The sequence below is a fragment of the Microbacterium sp. KRD172 genome (genome assembly GCF_017168295.1).
Classification (GTDB): Bacteria; Actinomycetota; Actinomycetes; order Actinomycetales; family Microbacteriaceae; genus Microbacterium; species Microbacterium profundi.
Window position 1 is genome coordinate 2,429,283 of the sequence record NZ_JABFAS010000002.1, and the last position, 22,489, is coordinate 2,451,771.

The window sequence follows — 22,489 nt, forward strand, 5'->3', positions numbered from 1 at the left end:
CCGCACCTCCTCGCTTCGGTACCCGACCTGCTACTGCAGAGCCGCTCCGAGTTCGTCGACCCACTGCTGTCCCGCTTGCTCAGGCGTCGCCTTGCCGAACAGCACGTCGGATTCCATCCGCTGCGACAGCTCATTCATGATCGCACCACCGGCCGGCTGCGGAGGTGCGACGACCCCCTCCTCCAGCACGACGTCGACGTAGTCGGCCGCGATCTGTCCTGGTGCGCTCAGCAGCGGCGCGACAACGGCGAGAGTGTCGGGGTTGAACGGCACACCGCGGGTGTCGAGGATCAGCTCGGCAGCAGCCGGCTCGTTCAGGAACCAGTTCACCAGCAGCGCAGCGGCCTCTGGGTGCGGCGATGCCGCGTTGATCGCCCAGAACGCCGACGGCAGGAGGGCGACACCCGAGGTCTTCGTCGATGTCGGAGGCAGCATCATCTGGACGTTCTCGCCTGCGGTGGCGTAGGCGCCCATGAGGTTGCTGTAGCCGAACGTGACGGCGGCCTGGCCCAGCGTGAACGGCTGCTGGTCTGGCGGCAGCTGCCAGTTGGCCGTCACCACGGACGGGTCGGGCAGGCCACCGCCATCGGCGAGCTGCTGCTCGATCTCGTACCACCCGGTGATGTCATCGGCGGAGACGTCGAGAGCACCCTCCCAGTCGTACATGCCGAGTTCGCTGACCTGACCGGCGTACGTGCCCATGATGTCCTGAATGCGCAGGTCCAGGCCGTAGATCGACTGACCCGCGGCGTTGGTGAGCCCTGCGCTGCCGATCGTGTTGGCCGCTTCGATCAGCTCGTCCCAGTCCCATCCGTCTGCGGGAACCTCGACGCCGGCCTGCTCGAAGATGTCGACGTTCACGAATGCGGCTGTCGCGTTGCCTCCTGTCGGCAACCCGTACACGGTGTCGTCGACCACTGCACTGGTCAGGGAGAACTCCGGGTACGTGCTGTAGTCGAGCTGATCGCTCACGGTCGACAGGTCGAGCAGGGCGCCGAGCTCGCCGTACTCCTGCGGCTTGGCGCCGCCGAGGGCGAAGACATCCGGAGCGGTGTCGCCACCACCCGCGAAGTCGGTCGCGAGTCGGTTGAAAAGGTCATCGGGGGCGCCGACCGGCGTCTCCACGACCGTGATGTTGGGGTACTCGGCCTCGAACAGGTCGATGACCTCGCCGAACAGGGTGGCGCGGGCGTCGTCGCCCCACCACGACATCTCAAGCTCGATCTCCTCGTCGGGGTCGAACTCGCCGCCATCGGCCTGAGGGCTGCCGGAGCAGCTGGTGAGTACGAGCGCTGTGGCGACGGCGATCGAGCCGATGGCCGCGCGGGAGCGTGTGTTACGCGTCATTGCGCCTCTTTCGGGTTGAGGCCGCCATCGAGGCGGCCGGTGGGTGACGGGTGTCGGTTACGGGGCCCTCATGCATCGAGGACACGGTTCGAGAAACCGCTTTCACGTGAAGCTAGCACCGAGAGACGGACGTGTCAACGGATTCTGCGGAGACGACAACAAATCGATATCCCGCCGACGAACTGGAGTCGTGGCCGGTTCAATCTCCGTGGCCGGCGGGGGCTGGTCCGCTGGAATCGCGCACCTCGACCCGTGGCTGGAACACCACGTTGTGCCCTGGCTGCTCACCGTTCATGAGCGCTCGCATCCGCTGCCAGGCGAGCACTCCGAGCTCGGAATGCGACACGGACGCCGTGGTCAGCGCCGGCGCGACGTACTGGGCGAGCGGAATGTCGTCGAACCCCGTCACGGAAATGTCCTCGGGAACGCGCATGCCGAATTCCCGCAACCCGCCGATCAGTCCGATCGCGACCAGATCGTTGAATGCGAGCGCCGCTGTCGCGCCGGTCTCGCGCACTGCCGGTGCCGCGGCCCGTCCCTCCTCTGAGCCGGCTCCCGCCGGGATGCGCTCCAACTGCACGTCCGGATGTTCACGGACGAAGTCGTCGAGGCCGCGTTCGCGATGCGCATTCGAGGCACTGCGCTCCGGTCCGTACACGTATGCCAGCGACCGGTGCCCGAGGTCGTGAAGGTGCTGCGCGAGTGCGGCGATCCCCGCGCGATAGTCGATGGCCAGAGACGGCGCCGCGATCTGAGGCACGCTCCGGTTGATGAGCACGAGCGGGTGGAGCTGCGCGGCGAGCGCCGCGAGTTCTTCCTCGGGCATTCGCGGCGCGCACAGCACGATCGCGTCGGTGCGACGTCGGATCTCCACGGAGAGCGGCCCCTCCTCGGAGGGCGTCTCCCCCGAATCCGCGACCAGCACGCGATAGCCGTCCAGCGCGGCGGTCTTGCTGAGCCCGGCCAGCACCGATTGGAACGCCGGATTCGCAAGATCGGGCACGACGAAGGCGATCGCATGCGTGCGCCCGAGTGCCAGGCTGCGGGCCAGCGGGCTGGGCGCGTACTCGAGCTCGCGCGCCGCCTCGCGCACCCGCTCGGCGACCTCGGGCTCGCCGCCGAAGCGTCCGTTCATCACCCGCGACACCGTCGCAGGCGAAACGCCTGCGCTCCGCGCCACATCGGCGATCGTGACACTCCCGCGGTGTGCGGTCATCGCCTTCCCTCCCGGCCGAGCGCGCGCCCGATCAGTGCCACCATACCGGCGCCGGCTTGACTAATCGTCGCGGACACGTCAATAATCGGATCATTCGTGAAACCGCTTTCTCCATCCGGATCGAATCCTGGTCGAGAGCGAGAGATCTGACAAGGAGGTCACGTGAGCAGTCTCGGCGAACTACGCACAATCGCGCGTTCTCGACGCACCGGAAGCAGGCGCGTCCGAGAGAAGTACCCCGACAACAAAGCGGCGCTGGTATTCCTGCTGCCCTGGCTCGTCGGTCTGCTCGGTCTCACGATCGGCCCGATCATCGCATCGCTGTATCTGTCCTTCACCGACTACAACCTGCTGCAGCCGCCGGTGTGGACAGGGTTGAGCAACTTCTTCGAGATGTTCGGCGACGCCCGGTTCTGGAACTCGGTCCGCGTCACCATGATCTATGTCTTCGTCGGAGTGCCGCTGCAGTTGGCCCTGGCGCTCGGGCTCGCCATCCTGCTCGACAAGGGCATGCGCGGGCTCTCCTTCTACCGCTCGATCTTCTACTTGCCCTCGCTCCTGGGCGGGTCAGTGGCGATCGCGATCCTCTGGCGTCAGGTCTTCGGCAAGGACGGCATCGTCAACGGCTTCCTCGCCTGGTTCGGCATCGACGGGCCGGGCTGGATCGGGCATCCCGACTTCGCGCTCGGCACACTGATCGTGCTGCACATCTGGACGTTCGGCTCGCCGATGGTGATCTTCCTGGCCGGACTCCGCCAGATCCCTGAGATGTACTACGAGGCGGCATCGATGGACGGCGCGGGCAAGATCCGCCAGTTCTTCTCCATCACCTTCCCGCTTCTGACTCCGGTCATCTTCTTCAACCTCGTCCTGCAGATCATCTTCGCGTTCCAATCGTTCACACAGGCGTATGTGGTCTCCGGAGGCACAGGCGGCCCGAGCGATTCGACGATGTTCTTCACTCTCCTGCTCTACAAGGAGGCCTTCACCGAGCTCGACATGGGGTACGCCTCGGCGATGTCCTGGTTCCTGCTCGTCGTGATCGCGGCCTTCACCGCGTTCAACTTCTGGCTTTCGAAGTATTGGGTGTTCTATGACGACTGAAACCGAGACCCTCCTACGGCCGAATCGCACCGACCGACCAGCGCGTCGGTTCGTCAGCTCCCGCTCCCCTCACCTGCGGCGGCTGCGATCGATCGGCAAGCACGTGATGCTCACCGGCGTCTCGCTGCTGATGATCTACCCGCTCATCTGGCTCGTGGTGTCCAGCCTGAAGCCCAACGATCAGATCTTCCGCGACCTGAGCGTGTTCACCACGGATCTCACGCTGGAGAACTACAGCAACGGGTGGAACGATCTGCAGGCGCCGTTCGGCGTCTTCCTGATCAACTCGTCGATCATCGCGTTGGGCGCGATCGTGGGGAACCTGGTCTCGTGCTCCATGGCCGCGTACGCGTTCGCAAGGTTGAAGTTCCGCGGCCGCACGCTGGCGTTCACGCTCATGCTGGGCTCGATCATGCTGCCCTTCCAGGTGCTTCTGGTGCCGCAGTTCCTCATCTTCAAGGAGCTGGGTTGGCTCAACACCTTCCTGCCACTCGTCGCGCCGAAGTTCCTGGCCACCGAGGCATTCTTCGTGTTCCTCATGGTGCAGTTCATCCGAGGCCTGCCGAAGGAGCTGTTCGAGGCCGCCCGCATGGACGGCGCAGGACATTTCCGCAGCTACTTCCAGATCACGCTGCCGATGATCGTCCCGTCGCTCGCGACCACCGCGATCTTCACCTTCATCTGGACATGGGGCGACTTCTTCGGGCCGCTGATCTACGTCAGGCTGCCGGAGCTGTTCCCTGCGTCCCTCGCGCTCAAGGGCTTCCTCGACGCGCAGTCCAGCTCGGATTACGGCTCGATGTTCGCGATGAGCGTCGTCTCGCTCCTGCCCCTGTTCCTCGTCTTCCTGTTCGGTCAGCGCTTCCTCATCAAGGGCGCAGCGACCTCAGGCATCAAGTGATCGGAAGAACCCTCGAATGACCCGCCGCCGCTACGCCCTCGTCGGAACTGGCTCCCGCGCCCAGATGTATCTCGAGGCGATCGCCTCCACCCACGCCGACGTCGCTCAGCTCGTCGCGTGGTCCGACACCAACCCCGGTCGAGCCCAGTGGTCGCTGAGCCGTCACCCCGCCCTCGGATCGCCGATCTGGTTCGAGCCCGGCGACCTCGCCGATGCCGTGCGCACCCACCGCATCGATCGGGTCATCATCACCTCGCCCGACTTCACCCATGCCGACCACATCGTCACCGCTCTGGACGCCGGGGCGGATGTCGTCGTCGAGAAGCCGCTGACGACGAGCGAAGAAGGCGTGCGACGCATCGCGGATGCGGTCGAACGCACGGGGCGCGACGTGACCATCACGTTCAATTACCGGTACTCCCCTCGCAACACCGAACTCAAGCGCGTCATCGACGCGGGCGAGATCGGCGAAGTCACCGGCATACATTTCGAGTGGGTGCTGGACACCGCGCACGGAGCCGACTACTTCCGTCGCTGGCACCGCATCAAGGAGAAGTCCGGCGGGCTGCTCATCCACAAGTCGAGCCACCACTTCGACCTCGTGAACTGGTGGACGGCGGACGTGCCATCGCGCGTGTTCGCCTCCGGGGGTCTGCGCTTCTACGGTGCGCAGAACGCCGCGAAGCGCGGCCTCGGCCCCCGGCCCGAGCGCGGAACGACCGATTCGACCCTCCGGGACGCATTCAGTTTGGATCTGCGCACGGATGCGACCTGGAAGGGCCTCTACCTCGACCAGGAGCAGCACGACGGCTACCTGCGCGACCGCGACGTGTTCGACGAGGGCATCACGATCGAGGACAACCTGTCGCTCGTGGTGGACTACTCCAGAGGCAGCACCATGTCGTACTCGCTCAACGCCCATTCACCGTGGGAGGGCTACACCGTCGCGATCAACGGCACGCTCGGCCGCGCTGAGCTGACCGTCGTCGAACGTGGAACTGTGCTCGTGGATGAAGAGGGGCGCACAGTGGTCGACCCGAGCGCCCGGCCCGATCTCGTCGCAGACGACGCCGCGCGTCCCGTCTCCGAGCGTCTCGTCGTGCAGCGGCACTTCCAGCCTGCCCGTGAGGTCCCGATCCCCGAGGGGATCGGCGGACACGGTGGCGGCGATGCCGTGCTGCTGCGCGACGTCTTCGTCGGTGCACAGCCCGATCCGCTCGGACGCACGGCGGACTGGAGCGACGGCGTGCGCAGCATGGTGGTCGGACTCGCCGGCAACCGCTCACTCGCCGACGGCCTGGCAGTCCGCATCGACGAACTCGAACTCGGCACGGCCGGCGCCGCTCTCGCCGGCATCGACAAGTGAAGGCGGGCGATCGCGTCATCGTCACCGGCGGCGCCGGACGACTGGGACGCAGCGTGGTGCGCGCACTGGCGGATGCCGGATACGACGTCGTCTCCATCGACAGGGCGACGGTGGCGGACCTGCCTGCCGAACAGCGTGAAGCAGACCTCCTCGATGCGGCCGCCACACGATCCCTGTTCGCAGCGCTCGCACCGGATGCCGTGATCCACCTCGCCGCCATCGCGGTGCCGGGTGCGCTGCCCGACTCCGAGGTCTTCGACATCAACACCCGTCTCGTCTGGAACGTGCTGGAGGCGACCGTGGCGGCGGGAGCCGGCGCACTGCTCGTCGCATCGAGCCCGACCGTGATCGGCTACGGATCTCCGTCGGGCTGGAGTCCGGCATATCTGCCGCTGGACGAACAGCATCCGCTCGCTCCATGGAACGGCTACGCGGTCTCCAAGGTGGCGATCGAGCAGATCGTCCGGATGGCCGTGCGCCGCAACGGCGACACCATGCGCTTCGGGGCCTTCCGACCCTGCTACGTCATCGCTCCGGAGGAGTGGGCGGGCGCCCAGACGCAGCAGGGCCACACCATCGAGGAGCGCCTCGCCGACCCGGCTCTCTCCGCCGTCGCGCTGTTCAACTACATCGACGCCCGTGACGCCGGCGACTTCGTGCGCAGCTGGCTCGAGCACGCGTCGGACATCCCGAACGGAGAGGTCTTCTTCGTCGGCGCTCCGGACGCGCTGCTGGATGCCCCGACCGGTCCCGCTCTGGCGGCCCTCGTACCAGGCGCCTCGGAACAGGCTTCGAGCCTGCCCGGCGATGCCGCGGTCTTCTCGTCGGCGCTCGCCGAGCGACTGCTCGGCTGGCGCGCGCGTCACACCTGGCGCAATGAACTCCGAGGTGCCGCAGCGTCCTTCCCCTCGATCGATCATCCGCAGGAGTCCTCCCGTGCCTGAGCTCACCATCCCCGACCGCGTGCTCTACTTCCCGGTCACCGCCTTCGACGACAAGGATCGCGTCGACGTCGATCTCGTCGAACAGCACATCGCGGAGCGCGTCGAACACGCTCCCGGTGCGGTGTTCGCCGCGTGCGGCACCGGCGAGTTCCACACTCTCTCCGTCAGTGAGAACGCCGCAGTCATCGAGGCCGCTGTGCGTGCTGCGAAAGGCAGGGTTCCCGTGCTCGCCGGCGTCGGCGGCCCACTGGGTCACGCGATCGAATGTGCACAGGAGGCGCAGCGACACGGCGCCGAGGGCCTTCTCGTTCTGCCGCCCTATCTGGTCGGTGCACCTCAGCAGGGCCTCATCGCGTACGTGGAGCGCATCGCCGCAGCCACGGATCTGCCGCTGATCGTCTATCACCGCGCGAACGCCCAGTTCCACCCCGACTCGATCGGAGCTCTTCTGCGCCTGCCGCAGGTCGTCGGTATCAAGGACGGCGTCGGCGACCTCGCCGTGGCGCAGCAGTTCGTCCGCCGGGCAGAGGATTCCGGTCGCGACATCCTGTTCTTCAACGGCCTGCTCACTGCCGAGATGACCCAGGCCGCGTACTCGGCGATCGGGGTGCCGATGTACTCGTCGGCCGTGTTCGCGATGGCGCCCGAAATCGCTGTCGCGTTCTTCACCGCCCTGCGCTCCGGCGACGTCGACACGCAGCACCGCCTGCTCGACGGCTTCTACGCGCCTCTGATCGCGCTGCGCGATGAGGTGCCGGGCTTCGCCGTCTCGCTGATCAAGGCAGGTGTCCGTCTCGGCGGCCTGCCGGTGGGATCCGTGCGCGCGCCGCTGATCGACCCGACGGACGCGCAGGTCGATCGTCTTGCGCGGCTGCTCGCCGCCGGTCGGGAACTCGCGGCGTGATGACCGACTCCGAACCGGCGATCGCCGACGTGCGAACCAGGCTCATCCGCATTCCGCTGAGTCGCCCCTGGGGCGAGGACGTCACGGACATCCGCGTCATCGCGGTCACGGTCGTCTGCGATGACGGCAGCCAAGGGCACGGGTTCTCCTGGACACCGTCGATCGGCGCCACCGCCGTGCAGGCGATGCTCGACGAGGATCTCGCACCGTTCCTGCAAGGACGCCCCGCGACGACGGAGCTCTGGGACGACTCGTGGGCGCACCTGCACGAGGCCGGCAGCGGCGGCGTCACGACGATCGCTCTGGCCGGTGTCGATCTCGCGCTCTGGGACCGGCGGGCGCGAGTCCGAGGCACCAGCGTGACCGAGGTGCTCGGGCGACGCCACGACCGGCTCCCGGCGTACGGGAGCGGCGTGAACCTGCACTACACGCTCGATGAGCTCGTCGCACAGGCGCAGCGCTGGGTGGACTCTGGCTACGGTGCCGTGAAGATCAAGGTCGGCAGGCCGGATCTCGCCGACGACCTCGACCGCGTCGCGGCCGTGCGATCCGTGATCGGTCCCGATCGCCGTCTGCTCGTCGACGCGAATCAGCGCTGGGACCTGGACACCGCGACCCGCCGAGTCGAAGCGCTGTCCGCGCACGGGATCGGCTGGATCGAGGAGCCGCTGCGCTCCGACGACCTCGCCGGACACGCAGAGCTGCGACGCCGTGTCGACGTGCCGATCGCCTTGGGTGAGAACGTGCACACCCTCCACCGGTTCAGGGAGTTCCTCGACGCGGGTGCGGTCGACGTGGTCCAGCCGAACGTCATCCGCGTGGGCGGGATCACCCCGTTCCTGCGGATCGCCGACCTCGTTCGAGAACGACGGATGGAGCTCGCACCTCACCTGCTGCCGGATCTCTCCGCACAGGTGGCGTTCGCGCTGCCTGAGCGGAGTTGGATCGAAGACGTCGAGGATGCCGGGTTCGCGCATCTCGGTGCACTGAGTGAGCCCGCGGCCGTGACGGTGGCGGATGGATGGGTCACCGCCGCGCCCGCGCTCGGACTCGGCCTCCGGTTCCGCTGAATCCGGATGCTGCCACAAGGAGGAATTCGATGAACGACACCACACCCCGCGAGCTCGATCAGATCGCGGATGCCGCAGCCGCGGCATCCGCTCTCCTCGACCGAACGGATGAGGCCGTCCGCGCCGGCTGGCTGCGCGCGATCGCCGTCGCGCTCGACGCGCAGTCGAGCATGCTCGTCGGGATCGCCGACGACGAGACGGCACTGGGCACTCCTCGTCTGGCGGGCGAACTCGCCCGTACGACAGCACAGCTGCGCCTGTTCGCGGACGTCATCGAAGAGGGCTCGTATCTCGAGGCGACCATCGACCATCCGAACGCCGCTGCCACTCCCCCGATTCCGGATCTCCGTCGGATGCTGCGCCCGATCGGACCGATCGCCGTGTTCGCGGCATCCAACTTCCCCTTCGCGTTCTCGATCGCAGGCGGCGATACGGCATCCGCGCTCGCCGTCGGATGCGCCGTGATCGTGAAGGCACACCCCGGACACCCGCAGACGTCCGCGTCGACCGCACGGATCGTCATCGACTCGCTGCGAGAAGCCGGCGCTCCTGAAGGTGCATTCGCCATGGTCTCCGGATTCGACGCCGGCCTGTCGCTCGTCGATCACCCGGCGATCCGCGCCGTCGCGTTCACCGGCTCGGTCCGCGGTGGCCGCGCGCTCCTCGACCGCATCTCGACGCGACCCGATCCGATCCCGTTCTACGGCGAGCTCGGATCGCTGAATCCGGTGGTGGTCACCGCCTCCGCCGATTCCGAGCAGGGCGCGAAGCTCGCGGCGGGACTCGCCGCGTCCTTCCAGCTCGGCGTCGGGCAGTTCTGCACCAAGCCAGGTGTCGTGCTCGTGCCGCACGATTCGGTGCTGGAGCGCGAACTGCCCCAGTACCTCTCCACCCAGCCGCGCATGCTCACGCCCGCAATCGCCGGCGGATTCGCAGGCGGCAATAAGCGGATGCGCGAAGTCAGCGGGATCCGCGTCGTGACAGCGGCGGGCGACATCGGCGACGGGACCTCGCCGATGGTCGCGATCACCGATGTCGCCACTCTTCAGGCGAACGCGGACGCCCTGCTCGAAGAGGTCTTCGGACCGTTCACACTCCTCGTCCGCTATCAGGGCGACGCGGAGCTGGATGCTGTGCTGGATCTGCTTCCCGGAAGCCTCACCGCGACCGTGCACAGCGCCGACGGCGAAGACGTCGCGGCGCTCGTGCGTCGTCTGGAGCCCCTGGCAGGGCGTCTGCTCTTCGGCGGGTGGCCGACCGGGGTGGCCGTCAGCTGGGCGCAGCAGCATGGCGGCCCATGGCCGTCGACGAACACCCAGTTCACGTCGGTCGGGGCGACAGCCGTGCGCCGCTTCCAGCGCCCTGTCGCCTATCAGGACGCGCCGGATGCGGTGCTGCCGTCTGCCCTTCGCGAGGAGAATCCGCTGCGGACCCCCCGCCGCGTGGACGGCGTTCTCGTCACACCTTGAGCGCACCGAGTGCGCGTGCCGGATCCTTGAGCAGCGACGCGAATGCGGCCTCCGCGGCACCGATCAGGAGGCGATCGGCACCCAACGCGGCGGGGCGGATCTCCACCTGTTCGCCGGGTGCGGCGAGCGCGTTCGCCCGCACGTCGGCGGAGAAGCTCCCCGGGTCGCTGCCGATCAGCATGCCGAGGAACCCTCCGAGCACGATCATCGAGGGATTGAGGACGTTCACGGCGTTGGCGAGCGTCGCGGCCAGGATCCGCCTCTGCCGATCGATCTCCTCGGCGACAGCCGCGTCCTCGACGTCGGCGAGCGCTGCGGCGAGCACCGGGTCATCGACTGCTCCGAGGCCGGTCACGTGCAGCAGTCTCGCCCGGTTCACCTCATCTTCGAGTGTCCCTGCCCGGGTGCGTCGGTCGGCCTCGGCGGGGATGCTCGGACGGGTCTGACCCCACTCGCCGGCGTATCCGCCCGCTCCGGCGATGAGCGTGCCGTTCAGGATGAGGCCGCCACCGATGCCGCTGGCGCCGCCGTTGAGGTAGACGACATTGCGGTGCTCCCGCGCCGCGCCGAACAGCCGCTCCGCGCGCGCGCCGAGCGAGGCGTCATTGTCGATCGCCACCGACAGTCCGAGCCGCTGAGCCAGTGGGGAGCGGATGTCGGCCTCGTGCCAGCCCAGGTGCGGCGCCAGACGCACCAGCCCGTCCTCGACGCGGACGAGACCAGGCACGGCCACGCCGATCCCGACGAACCGGCTCGCGGCCAGTGGACCGGCCCGCCACCCCTCGACCACGCGCGCCACCACGTCGACGACGTCATCGACGCTCGGAGGCTGCGCGCACTCCACTCGAGTCCGCTCGCGGACCCGCCCGGAAAGAGCGACCGCGCCGATCTCGATCGCGTCGACCTCGGGGTTCACCGCGATCGCCATGACCTCGTCTCCTGCTGCGACGATCGGCGACGGCCTGCCGACCCGTCGAGTGGGATCAGGATCCTGCTCGAAGACGAGCCCGCTCGATGACAGCTCCGCGACCAGATCGGCCACCGTCGAGCGGTTCAGCCCCGTCTCCGCAGTGATCACGGCACGCGAACGCGGGCCGAGCTGGTGCACGAGTCGCAGCACCTCGCCGAGGTTCGCCGCGCGCACGCGTTCGACGCTCGATGCCCGTTCCGCCATCGTGTCCCCCGCCGCTCCCGATTATGTTGCTCATGACACGATATCCGGTCGGCACCGATCGCTCAGCGCGGCGCGTAGTCGAAACTTTCGGATGCCGCGTCAGATGTCACCGCGGACGCCTCGACTTCGGCCGTGGCCCGCCGCGGATCAGCCGTCGTGAGCACATGCGCGGCGCCGGTGACGGCGAGCGTCGAGCGTGCCGTCGCGGAGCCGGCGGCCTCGGTCGCTGCCGCATCCGCGCCGACCCACACCTCGACATCGCCCGGCTCGACGACGCGCGTCATGGACCGATCGCTGAAGGCGAACCGCTGAGTGGGTACCGAGAACCTCACCATCGCGGACTGCCCCGGTTCGAGCCTCACCCGATGGAAGGCGAGCAACTGTGCGACAGGGCGCGACACCGATGCGACGACGTCCCGGCCGTAGAGCTGCACGACTTCGTCCACGGTGCGCGTCCCGGTGTTGGCGACCTCGACCGCTGCGGCGAAGGATTCACCGGCGGTCACCTCCGCATCAACGACGAGCCCGCCGTACGCGACCTGCGAATAGGAGAGACCGAAACCGAACGGGCGCACCGGCGTGGGGTCGGTGGCCGTGACATCCGATGCCCCGCCGAGCCGCGGATGGAGGTATGTGTACGGCTGCGCGCCCGCCGCACGCGGGAGCGAGACCGGCAGCCTCCCCGACGGATTGACCCGCCCGGAGAGCACTCCGGAGAGCGCCGCCGCTCCCTCTTCGCCGGGGAAGAACGTCTGCAGCACTGCAGCAGGGCGGCGTTCGCCGTCCAGCGCCCAGCCGATCGCGTACGGCCGGCCCGTCAGTGCGATCATCACGACCGGCGTGCCGGTCGCGACGACGGCCTCGACGAGTTCACGCTGCACACCCGGCAGCTCCAACGTCTCCGAGTCGTTGCCCTCGCCGACGGTGCCACGGCCGAACAGACCGGCCTGATCTCCGACGACGACGACCGCCACATCCGCACCGGCGGCCGCCGCGACGGCCTCGTCGAATCCGGAGCGGTCCTCGCCCTCCACGTCTGCACCCCTGGCGTACAAGACGTCTGTGCTCCTGCCGACCTCGGCTTCGAAAGCCTCCAGGAAGGTGGGGATCTCGAACCCGATCTCGAACCCCGGGTGATGCGCGAGCACGTGGTTGGCGAACGAGTAGCACCCCATCAGTGCTTCGGCCCGGTGCGCGTTCGGGCCGATCACGGCGATCCGCGACGATACGGCCAACGCGCCGGATGCCCCGACGAGCGGCAGCACACCGTCGTTCGACAGCAGCACGATCGATTCTTCCGCGAGGCGCCGCGCGATGTCGCGGTGCCGGGGCGAGTCCAGGTCGATCTCACTCGGCGACTCATCCTCGAATGCGTCGGGATCGAGCAGCCCGAGCTCCTCCTTCTGCGCCAGTGCGCGCAGGACCGCACGATCGACGAATGCCTCGTCGAACTCGCCGGCGCGGATGCGCTCCGCGAGCGGTGCGAGATACGCATCACCGGTGGGCAGCTCGATGTCGATCCCTGCAGTCAGCGCAGCGGCCGCCGCTTCGCCGCGGTCGGCGGCGATCGCATGCATGACCTCGAGGAACGCGACGGCGAAATAGTCGGCGACGACCACGCCGTCGAAGCCCCAGCGTCCACGCAGCAGGTCGGTCAGGTACTCCTCGCTCGAGCCGAGCGGCACGCCGTCGATCTCCGCGTAGGAGTTCATGACGGAGCGAGCGCCGCCGTCGAACAGCGCCATCTCGAACGGGGGCAGGAACACGTCAGCGACCTCGCGCGGTCCGGCGGAGACCGGCGCGTGGTTGCGCCCCGCGCGCGAGCCCGAGTAGCCGACGAAGTGCTTCAGAGTGGCGTGCACTCCTGCGGACTGCAGCCCGGCGACGTACGAGGTGGCGAGCACGCCGACGACGTAGGGGTCCTCCGCGATGCACTCGTCCACGCGCCCCCAGCGCGGGTCGCGGATCACGTCGAGCACCGGTGCGAGGCCCTGATGGATGCCGAGCTCGCGCATGGAGTCGCCGATGGACGCAGCCATCTCGTGGACGAGGTCCGGGTCGAAGGATGCACCCCAGGCCAGCGGCGTGGGGAAGGCCGCAGCCTTCCATGCCGCCAGGCCCGTGAGGCACTCCTCGTGCACCAGTGCGGGGATCCCCAGCCTCGTCTCGCGCTTGAGCCGCCGCTGCTCCTGCCAGAGCCAGGCAGCCCGCTCGACCGGTTCGACCGGACGCGTGCCGTACACGCGGGTGTAGTGGCCCAGGCCGTTCCTGGTCACATCCTCGAGGTGACCGGCGTCCTTCTGGCCCGCCGCCATCTCCGACTGCATCGGGGCGACCACGCCGTTCTGGTCGAGCCAGTACCCGACGATCTGCGCGAGCTTCTCGTCGAGGGTCATCTGCGCGTGCAATGCACGGACGCGCTCGGACACTGCGGGCATGGCGGGAACTCCCGCCGTCGAATCCGACACGGATCTCTCTTTCATTTTCAGTTCAGCCCTTGACCGCTCCGGTGAGGCCGCCGACGATACGACGCTCGAACATGCTGAAGAAGATCAGCGCAGGCAGCATGGACAGCGACGTGTACGCGAGCACTCTGGCGGTGTCGACCGAGTACTGCGATGAGAAGTTCTGCACCCCGAGCGGAAGGGTGAACAGACTGGCGTCGTTCAGGATGAACAACGGCAGCATGTATCCGTTCCACGATCCGATGAAGGCGAGGATGCCGACGGTGATCACGCCGGGCAGGCTCAGCGGGATCACCATCCTCCAGAAGAATCCGAGCCTGGAGGCGCCGTCGATCGATGCCGCCTCCTCGAGTTCCTTCGGGATCGCGCGCAGGAACGGCACGAGGATGATGATCGTGGTCGGCAGGGCGAAGGCGATCTGCGGCAGGATGATGCCGCCGAGGCTGTTCACCAGGCCGAGGTTGCGGATCAGCAGGTAGAGGGGTGTGATCGCCACCGTGATCGGGAACATCAGCCCCGCGGCGAAGAACGAGTACATGATCGCCTTGCCGCCGAAGTCGTAACGGGCGATCACGTAGCTCGCCATCACGCCGAGGATGACGGCGCCGAGTGTGGTGCCGACGGCGGCGATCGTCGAGTTGACCATCGCGGTCCAGAACTCGCTGCTGCCGAGGACGTCGGTGTAGTTCGCGATCTCCCACGGCGCGGGCCACCCGGACGGGTCGTTGGTGATCTGCGAGTTCGTGCGGAACCCGCCGATGATGATGTAGAGGATCGGCGTGATGCAGACCGTGATCAGGATCAGTGCGACCAGGTAGACGCCGGGGCTCCCCCAGCGCACACCGGATGGCGCGCGTCGGCGTCCGCGGGGCCCGATGGCCTGAATGGCCACGGAGGTCTTCAGAGTGTCGGTCATCGCCGGCGCCCCTTTCGGCTGTCGCCCGTCAACGCACCCTCGGTGTCTCGGCGCAGGACGAACCGCTGGTACACGAGGGCGACGACGAGTGAGATGAGGAAGAGCATCACGGCGACCGCGTTGCCGTAGCCGTAGCTGCCGGCCAGATGCCCGTTCTGGTACATGTAGGTGGCCATGGTCGAGGTGCCGGCGGTGGCCGCGATGTACTGGCCCCAGATGATGTTGACGAGGTCGAACAGCTGCAGGGAGCCGATGATCGACAGGAACGCCCAGATGCGGATGGTCGGCCCCAGCAGCGGCAGCGTGATGCTCCACTGCGACTTCCAGAAGCCGGCGCCGTCGATCGCCGCCGCCTCGTAGAGCTCTTCGGGGATCGACTGCATTCCGGCGAGCATGAGGATCACGGCGAAGCCGATGTACTTCCACGTGATGATGATCATCAGCGACCACATCGCGATGGCCGGATCAGCGATCCACGAGTTCTGCAGTGCGCCGAGGCCGACCTTCTCGAGCAGGGAGTTCAGCGCCCCGGCATCCTGGAGCATCAGGCTCCAGCCGGTTCCGACGACCACCTCGGCGATGACGTATGGCGCGAAGATCAGCACGCGGATCACAGAGCGTCCGCGGATCTTCTGGTTCAGCAGCAGTGCGAAGAGGATCGCGATCGGCCCCTGCATGAGCAGCGAGAGGACGACGATCGTGAAGTTGTGCCCCACTGCGGCGCGGAACGTGTCGTCCTGCAGCATCAGGGCATAGTTGTCGAGTCCGACGAACTCGGTGGGCCAGCCGTAGCCGTTCCATTTGAAGAAGCCGTAGAACGCGGCCATCATCACCGGGAAGATGACGAAGCCGACGAAGATCAGCAGTGCGGGTCCCGCCAGGAGCGTGATCTCGCCACGTTTGCGCCAGTCGGGACGCCGCGGCGCCCGTGTCGGGACCGATGCACCATCGGTCCCGACACGGTTGCTCCTCGCAGGCGCAGTGGATGACATCAGCGCCTGAGATTCGGTCATGTCTCTTGTCAGCCTCTCGCCGCGGCGTTGGCGATGCTGTCGACGAGCTTCTGCGGGTCGCCCTGGCCTGCGAGCATCTCGACGACGCCGGTGTTCAGCGCGTTTCCGACGTTCTGGCCGAGCGCGGTGTCCAGCCACAGCGAGACGTACGGCGCCTTGCTGTACGCCTCCATGAGCGGAGCCAGCGACGGGTCGGTCACCGCGCCGGTGGCGTCCTGGTTGGCCGGGATCGTCTGGAATGCGGTGGCGTACTTCTCCTGCCATTCCTTCGACGAGACGAAGTTGAGGAACTCCTCGCACGAGGCCGGAGAGTCGGTCGAGCACGAGTACCCGTCGACGCCGCCCATCATGGCTCCTGGCTCACCGTCGCCGCCTTCGACCTCGGGGAACGGGAACCAGCCGAGGTCCGGCAGCGGCTGCTCGTCGGGGGTGAGGCCGGCGATCACGCCGACATCCCACGCGCCCATGAGCTCCATGGCCGCCTTGTGGTTCGCGACCAGGCCGGCGGACGAGTTCGCGCCCTGCTGGGCCGTCGTCGTCAGGAAGCCGTCGTTGAAGGGCTCGGTCGCCGTGAACTCGTTCAGGTTCTCAGCAGCGTCCAGCCAGCACTGATCGGTGAAGTCGGGGCTGGTGGCCAGGTTCTCGATGATGTCCTGTCCACAGGCACGCACCGCGAAGAAGTAGTACCAGTGCGCGGCAGGCCACGCATCCTTCGCACCGAGTGCGATCGGAGCAATGCCCGCCTCCTTGAGCTTGTCGACCGCGTCCTCGAGCTCGGCGACAGACGTCGGCTCTGACTCGATGCCGGCCTGCTCGAACAGGTCCTTGCTGTAGAAGATCCCACCGGGGAGCACGGCACTCGGCACACCGTAGATCTTGCCGTCGACCGTGAACGCGCTGAACGGAGCCTCACCGAAAGCGGTCTTCACGTCGTCGTCGATGAGGTCGGTGAGGTCCTTGACCTTGCCCGCCTCGACGATGTCGGCGAGCTTGCCACCACCGCGAGCCATGAAGATGTCCGGCATGTCGCCGGAATTGACGGCGGTCTGCAGCTTGCCGTCCATGTCTTCGTTCTGGATCGACGTGACCTTGACGGTCACCTCAGGGTTCTCCTCGTTGAAGGCCGCTGCCGCGTCTTCCCAGTACTGCTTGCCGTCGCCGGTCGTCGAGTTGTGCCACATCGTGAGTGTGGTCTCGCCACCCTCGCCTTCGCCGCCGCCACCGCTGGTGCCACCGCTGCAGCCGGCCAGGACGAGCGATCCCAGTGCGACGACTGCGGCGCCTGCCGCCAATGCCTTTCGCATCTTCATGCTGTGTTCTCCTCTTCTTCGAGTTCTCGTGCAGCGCGACACGATATTTGTTGCCAGCCACACCAATGTGTTTGTTCGCTTACTCTGACACCGCTCCCACGAGGATGTCAAACGATATCGATAACGTTTTCGAAAACATGGATATCATGAGGGCATGAACCGCCGGACAACGATCACCGATGTCGCCCTCGCCGCTGGAGTCTCGGTGGCCACCGTGTCCAAGGCGATCAACGGGCGCTACGGCGTGTCAGCGGAGACGCTCTCCCATGTGATGGGCGTCGTGGCCGATCTCGGCTACGAGAGTTCGATCGTCGCCACCTCCATGCGCCGGCGGCGCACCCTGGTGATCGGCGTCCTCGTCGCCGAGTTCGAGCCCTTTGCGCTGCAGCTACTCAGGGGCGTGTCCAGCGCTCTGGAGAACACCGAGTACGACGTGCTCGCGTACGCAGGAAGCGTCTCGGCCGGCACGCACCTCGGGTGGGAGCGCCGTTCACTCTCCCGGCTCGGCGGCACGCTCATCGACGGCGCGATTCTGGTCACCCCGACGGCTGCACCGTCTGAGACGTCGGTGCCGATCGTCGCCGTCGACCCGCATGTCGGAACCGACGATCCCGCAACCGTGAGCGTGGCGAACGTTGAGGGCGCCAGGGCCGCGACGAGCCACCTCCTCTCGCTGGGCCATCGCCGGATCGCGCACCTGCGCGGACGCACCGACCTGGAATCCGCCCGCGAGCGCGAGCAGGGGTACCGCGACGCGCTGAGGGCATCCGGCATCCCGTTCGATCCCACCCTCGTGATCGACGGCGGCTACCGGGCCGCCGACTCGACGGCGGGCGCGCATGCGATCCTCGATCTCCCCGACCCGGTCACCGCCGTCTTCGCCGCCAACGACCTCTCCGCCATCGAGATGATGCGGGTGGCATCCGAGCGCGGACTGCATGTGCCGGACGACCTCTCCGTCGTCGGTTTCGACGACATCATCGACGCCGCCGCCCACGTCCCCCAGCTCACGACGGTTCGCCAGCCGCTGCCAGAGATGGGCGCGGCGGCCGTGCGGATGCTGCTCGAGATCCTGCAAGGCCATGAACCAGAGCCGGTACAGATGGCGACGACGCTCGTGGTGCGCGAATCCACCGCTCCACCGCGGTCCTGACGACGACGCGCCGTCGTCGGCGGGCTGCGATTGCCAACCTCGATCGCATGCGATATGTTGTGCAGCACAACTTATATTTCTTCCATCGCCTGCAGAGGAGCAGCCATGCCCACCCCCACCCGCGAAGACAAATTCTCGTTCGGTCTCTGGACCGTCGACTACAACGGCACCGATCCGTTCGGCGGCCCGACGCGCCCTCGCCTCGACGTGGTGCACGCCGTCGAGAAGCTCTCCGAGCTCGGTGCCTACGGACTCACGTTCCACGATGACGACCTGTTCGCCTTCGGCTCCACCGACGCCGAGCGTCAGAAGCAGATCGACCGGCTCAAGGGCGCACTGTCCGACACCGGCCTCATCGTGCCGATGGTCACCACGAACCTCTTCAGCGCCCCCGTCTTCAAGGACGGCGGCTTCACCTCCAACGACCGCGACGTGCGCCGGTATGCCCTCCGCAAGGTGTTCCGCCAGCTCGACCTCGGTGCAGAGCTCGGCGCCAAGACCTTCGTCATGTGGGGCGGCCGCGAGGGCGCAGAATACGACTCCGCCAAGGATGTGCGCCAGGCCCTCGAGCGCTACCGCGAGTCCGTGAACCTTCTCGCCGACTACGTCACCGACAAGGGCTACGACATCCGCTTCGCGATCGAGCCCAAGCCGAACGAGCCCCGCGGCGACATCCTGCTGCCGACCCTCGGCCACGCGATCGCCTTCATCGGCTCGCTCGCACGTCCCGAGCTGTTCGGTGTGAACCCCGAGGTCGGCCACGAGCAGATGGCTGGCCTGAACTTCGCCGCCGGCATCGCCCAGGCGCTGTTCCACGAGAAGCTCTTCCACATCGATCTCAACGGTCAGCGCGGCATCAAGTACGACCAGGACCTCGTGTTCGGTCACGGCGACCTGCACAACGCATTCGCGCTGGTCGACCTGCTCGAGAACGGCGGCCCCGGCGGGGTTCCGGCCTACGACGGCCCGCGTCACTTCGACTACAAGCCCAGCCGCACGGAAGACGAGACCGGCGTGTGGGACTCGGCAGCGGCGAACATGCGCACGTACTTGCTCCTCAAGGAGCGGGCAGCGGCGTTCCGCGCAGACCCCGAGGTGCAGGAGGCGCTGGCCGCTTCCAAGGTCGCCGAGCTCGCGCAGCCGACGCTGAACCCCGGCGAGAGCTACAACGACTTCCTCGCCGATCGCAGCACCTTCGAGGACTTCGACGCCGACGCCTACCTCGGCGGCAAGGGCTTCGGATTCGTCCGTCTGCAGCAGCTCGCCACCGAGCACCTGCTCGGCGCGCGCTGAACATGACGCTCGTCGCCGGCATCGATTCGTCGACGCAGAGCTGCAAGGTCGTCTTGCGCGACCTCTCGTCCGGAGCGGTCATCCGCTCCGGACGAGCCGGGCATCCTGATGGCACCGAAGTGGACCCGTCGGCGTGGTGGGAGGCGCTGCGCAGCGCCATCGCCGATGCCGGCGGGCTCGACGACGTCGCCGCCGTCGGCATCGGTGGACAGCAGCACGGTCTGGTGGCCCTGGATGCAGAGGGGCGCGTCATCCGGCCCGCTCTGCTCTGGAACGACACGAGGTCGGCGGATGCCGCGACCGCGCTGACCGCCGAGGTCGGCGCCGCAGAGTATGCGCGACGCACCGGCGTCGTGCCGGTCGCGTCGTTCACGGCGAGCAAGGTGCGGTGGGTGGCGGATGCCGAGCCGGAGAACGCGGCCCGCATCGCGGCGATCGCACTCCCCCACGACTGGCTCACCTGGCGTCTGCGCGGTTATGGACCGGCCGACGAGTCACCGCTAGGGCCTGTGCTCGACGAACTGATCACCGATCGGTCCGATGCCAGTGGCACGGCGTACTTCGACTCCACTCGAGGCGAGTACGACCGTGAGCTGCTCGCCATCGCGCTGCGCCGCGACGCGAGTGATGTCGTGCTGCCCCGTGTTCTCGGCCCCGCCGAGCACGTCGAAGGAAAGGGCGGAATCATCGTCACTGCCGGCGCGGGCGACAACGCGGCGGCCGCACTCGGAATGGGAGCCGGAAGCGGCGACATCGGCGTCTCGATCGGCACCAGTGGAACGGTGTTCGCCGTCACCGACGTCGCCGTCGCCGACCCGAGCGGCACCGTGGCCGGATTCGCCGACGCGGCCGGAGGCTTCCTGCCGCTGGTCGCCACGCTGAACGCCGCGCGGGTGCTGGATGCCACGGCATCCCTTCTCGGCGTCGATCACGACGAGTTCTCCCGGCTTGCCCTCGCGGCCGAGCCGGGTTCGGGCGGACTCGTGCTGCAGCCGTGGTTCGAGGGCGAGCGCACACCCAACCTGCCGGATGCCACGGCATCGCTGTTCGGCATGACGCTGACCTCGACGAGCCGTGAGAACCTCGCCCGCGCCGCGATCGAGGGCGTGTTGTGCGGCCTCGCCGACGGCCTCGATCGCATCCGCGCGCACGGAGTGAAAGCCGAGCGCATCCTGCTGGTCGGAGGCGCCGCGCAGAGCGAAGCGGTGACGCGCATCGCGGCACAGGTGTTCGATGCGCCGGTCGTGGTTCCGGCGCCTGGCGAATACGTGGCGCTCGGAGCGGCAGTCCAGGCCGCATGGGGGCTCAGCGGCACCGCGCCTAAGTGGCCGGTGGCGATCACCGCGCGTCCAGAGATAGACACGCGCCCGATCATCCGAGAGCACTACGCCGCCCGCCTGCCATGACCAGTCGTCGCGGCGCGGCACAGGTGGCGAAAACATAGGATTCCAGGCCAGACTGGAACCATGACCTTCGCCGCACTGCAGCCTCTCGCCGATCGCGCCGCCTTCTTCGTGGCACTCCGTCAGGACGCGCTCACCACTGCCGTCGACGCGCTGGGCGAGCACCGCTGGGACGCCGACATGGCCGCAGGTACGCTCACCTTCACTGCGAACGCGAACCCCGCGCATCAGGTGGTCACCCGCCCGCATCTGATCGCGACGATCGCACCGGGGCCCCGGTCTCTGCTCTGGGCGTGGGCTCACCCCCAGGGAGACGCGCAGGGCGTCGCCGCCCAGCTGCGCGACTACGGCACGCAGTACGACATCGCGGAGCTCAGCCGGTCCGAGCTCGCCTTCCCGGATGACACCGGCTCGGACCTCGACGAATGGATCGCGCAGGTCGCACATCAGATCGGCACCGTCGCCGTGGAGATCACCGGTCGCTCCCCTTACTATTCGGCGCCGATCGGCGGCGGCACGCGCGCCGTGTTCGTGCTGGATGCGCCGCTCGCTCCGCTCACCGTGCAGGATGCCGTCATCTCCGCGCCCCGCATCCTGTCCGGCCTCGCACTCAGCGATGCACGCTCGGCTGTGTGGGATGCTGCGCGGCTGGCCGGCTGGAACCTGCAGTGGACCGATGAGGCCTTCAGCGGCGCGATCGTCACCGATGCCTCCGGTTCGGCCACCTTCCGCTTCGACGAGCAGGCCCGCATCGTGGGCATCGAGGCGCCGGGCCTGACCGGCTGATCCTTCTCCAAAAGAAACTCGACGGCATAGGCTGACGGCATGAAGAACTGGATCGTCCGCGCCGTCTCGCTGTACGTGTTCAACGTCGTCGTCCTGCTGCTGATCGACCTGCCGATGTCGAGCGTCAGCGTCGGGTGGAATGCCTTGTGGGCGGCCGTGATCCTCACGCTGGCGACGCTCGCGCTCAAGCCGACGCTGCTCCGGATGTTCCGCGGGGCGGCCTCGAAGTCGGCGCAGACGCGCACGAAGGTCGGCGAGAAGGTCGTCCAGTACGTGCTCGTGTTCATCGTCGAGCTGATCGTCTGGGTGCTGACCGTGTGGCTCAGCGGCGTCGATGTGCACGGCTGGTTCTGGGGCTACGTGCTTCCCCCGCTGTACCTGCTGATCGCGTGGGTCATCTACGACCTGGTGGATGACCGGATCGAGGCGAGGGCCGGCGCGGTGTTCGACACCGTGCAGTCGAAGGTGAAGGGCGGGCGCGCCTCGACGACCGGATCTGCGGATGCCACGGCATCCGAGCCGCCGAGCGCGGCGACGCGCGCTGCCGGGGACGAACTCGCCGACGGCCTCACCCCGGAGCAGCGCCGGATGCTCGACGAGCTGTAGGTTCGACGCCCCTCGCTCAGCACGTGTTCGGCGGCTTCGACTCGCTCAG

Annotated in this window: 19 protein-coding genes; 12 read left to right on the forward strand and 7 right to left on the reverse strand. The window is 67.7% G+C overall.

All coding sequences use genetic code 11. The annotated features are described in order from the left end of the window. Positions 1–30: 30 nt before the first annotated feature. Complete coding sequence (locus J1M43_RS12115; RefSeq protein ID WP_052166694.1) at positions 31–1,347, reverse strand: ABC transporter substrate-binding protein; 1,317 nt, start codon at positions 1,345–1,347, stop codon at positions 31–33. Between the two features lie 199 nt (positions 1,348–1,546). Further along, entirely contained in the window at positions 1,547–2,563 is a 1,017-nt protein-coding gene (locus J1M43_RS12120) for a LacI family DNA-binding transcriptional regulator (RefSeq protein WP_033104909.1), read from the reverse strand. 162 nt (positions 2,564–2,725) lie between these two features. On the opposite strand from J1M43_RS12120, the gene J1M43_RS12125 reads away from it, so the two are divergent. Genes J1M43_RS12125 through J1M43_RS12155 form a run of 7 tightly spaced genes read left to right on the forward strand, consistent with a single transcriptional unit; the run spans position 2,726 to position 10,321 of the window. Further along, a complete protein-coding gene (locus J1M43_RS12125) occupies positions 2,726–3,667 on the forward strand; it encodes a carbohydrate ABC transporter permease (protein WP_033104910.1) in 942 nt (313 codons plus the stop codon). After that, on the forward strand, positions 3,657–4,568 hold the full coding sequence (locus J1M43_RS12130; RefSeq protein WP_033104911.1) for a carbohydrate ABC transporter permease: 912 nt from the start codon (positions 3,657–3,659) through the stop codon (positions 4,566–4,568). Before J1M43_RS12125 ends, J1M43_RS12130 begins: the two co-directional genes overlap by 11 nt. Positions 4,569–4,584: 16 nt before the next feature. Next, on the forward strand, positions 4,585–5,934 hold the full coding sequence (locus tag J1M43_RS12135; RefSeq protein WP_033104912.1) for a Gfo/Idh/MocA family protein: 1,350 nt from the start codon (positions 4,585–4,587) through the stop codon (positions 5,932–5,934). Next, on the forward strand, positions 5,931–6,878 hold the full coding sequence (locus J1M43_RS12140) for an NAD(P)-dependent oxidoreductase (RefSeq protein WP_052166695.1): 948 nt from the start codon (positions 5,931–5,933) through the stop codon (positions 6,876–6,878). The genes J1M43_RS12135 and J1M43_RS12140 overlap by 4 nt, the downstream gene beginning before the upstream one ends. Further along, positions 6,871–7,782, forward strand: a complete 912-nt coding sequence (locus tag J1M43_RS12145; protein ID WP_234000493.1) for a 5-dehydro-4-deoxyglucarate dehydratase — start codon at positions 6,871–6,873, stop codon at positions 7,780–7,782. Before J1M43_RS12140 ends, J1M43_RS12145 begins: the two co-directional genes overlap by 8 nt. After that, the gene (locus J1M43_RS12150) at positions 7,782–8,852 is read left to right on the forward strand and encodes a mandelate racemase/muconate lactonizing enzyme family protein (RefSeq protein ID WP_033104913.1); all 1,071 of its coding nucleotides are present in this window, start codon (positions 7,782–7,784) and stop codon (positions 8,850–8,852) included. The genes J1M43_RS12145 and J1M43_RS12150 overlap by 1 nt, the downstream gene beginning before the upstream one ends. Beyond that, positions 8,804–10,321, forward strand: coding sequence for an aldehyde dehydrogenase (NADP(+)) (locus J1M43_RS12155; protein ID WP_206476839.1), 1,518 nt, complete (start codon positions 8,804–8,806; stop codon positions 10,319–10,321). Before J1M43_RS12150 ends, J1M43_RS12155 begins: the two co-directional genes overlap by 49 nt. On the opposite strand, the gene J1M43_RS12160 is transcribed toward J1M43_RS12155, so the two are convergent. The 5 genes from J1M43_RS12160 to J1M43_RS12180 form a co-directional block, all read right to left on the reverse strand. Then, on the reverse strand, positions 10,311–11,495 hold the full coding sequence (locus tag J1M43_RS12160; RefSeq protein WP_206476840.1) for an ROK family protein: 1,185 nt from the start codon (positions 11,493–11,495) through the stop codon (positions 10,311–10,313). The genes J1M43_RS12155 and J1M43_RS12160 overlap by 11 nt on opposite strands. Before the next feature lie 62 nt (positions 11,496–11,557). Beyond that, on the reverse strand, positions 11,558–13,978 hold the full coding sequence (locus tag J1M43_RS12165; RefSeq protein WP_206476841.1) for a glycoside hydrolase family 3 N-terminal domain-containing protein: 2,421 nt from the start codon (positions 13,976–13,978) through the stop codon (positions 11,558–11,560). A 7-nt stretch (positions 13,979–13,985) separates the two neighbouring features. Then, entirely contained in the window at positions 13,986–14,876 is an 891-nt protein-coding gene (locus tag J1M43_RS12170; RefSeq protein WP_188436096.1) for a carbohydrate ABC transporter permease, read from the reverse strand. Beyond that, positions 14,873–15,889 (reverse strand): carbohydrate ABC transporter permease, encoded by a 1,017-nt coding sequence (locus tag J1M43_RS12175; RefSeq protein ID WP_206476842.1) that lies wholly within the window; start codon positions 15,887–15,889, stop codon positions 14,873–14,875. Before J1M43_RS12175 ends, J1M43_RS12170 begins: the two co-directional genes overlap by 4 nt. An 8-nt stretch (positions 15,890–15,897) precedes the next feature. Next, complete coding sequence (locus tag J1M43_RS12180) at positions 15,898–17,199, reverse strand: extracellular solute-binding protein (RefSeq protein WP_188436097.1); 1,302 nt, start codon at positions 17,197–17,199, stop codon at positions 15,898–15,900. Positions 17,200–17,353: 154 nt separating this feature from the next. Between J1M43_RS12180 and J1M43_RS12185 the strand changes: the two genes are divergently transcribed. The 5 genes from J1M43_RS12185 to J1M43_RS12205 all read left to right on the forward strand — a co-directional run bounded on the left by J1M43_RS12185 (position 17,354) and on the right by J1M43_RS12205 (position 22,440). Then, on the forward strand, positions 17,354–18,352 hold the full coding sequence (locus J1M43_RS12185; RefSeq protein WP_206476843.1) for a LacI family DNA-binding transcriptional regulator: 999 nt from the start codon (positions 17,354–17,356) through the stop codon (positions 18,350–18,352). Positions 18,353–18,457: 105 nt separating this feature from the next. Beyond that, positions 18,458–19,645, forward strand: a complete 1,188-nt coding sequence (xylA, locus tag J1M43_RS12190) for a xylose isomerase (RefSeq protein ID WP_206476844.1) — start codon at positions 18,458–18,460, stop codon at positions 19,643–19,645. Between the two features lie 2 nt (positions 19,646–19,647). Beyond that, positions 19,648–21,051 carry a xylulokinase gene (xylB, locus tag J1M43_RS12195; protein ID WP_206476845.1) on the forward strand — a complete coding sequence of 468 codons (1,404 nt, stop codon included), beginning with the start codon at positions 19,648–19,650 and terminating at the stop codon, positions 21,049–21,051. A gap of 60 nt (positions 21,052–21,111) precedes the next feature. Continuing rightward, positions 21,112–21,834 (forward strand): DUF6882 domain-containing protein, encoded by a 723-nt coding sequence (locus J1M43_RS12200; protein WP_206476846.1) that lies wholly within the window; start codon positions 21,112–21,114, stop codon positions 21,832–21,834. 39 nt (positions 21,835–21,873) lie between these two features. Beyond that, on the forward strand, positions 21,874–22,440 hold the full coding sequence (locus J1M43_RS12205) for a hypothetical protein (RefSeq protein WP_206476847.1): 567 nt from the start codon (positions 21,874–21,876) through the stop codon (positions 22,438–22,440). Positions 22,441–22,489: the final 49 nt, after the last annotated feature.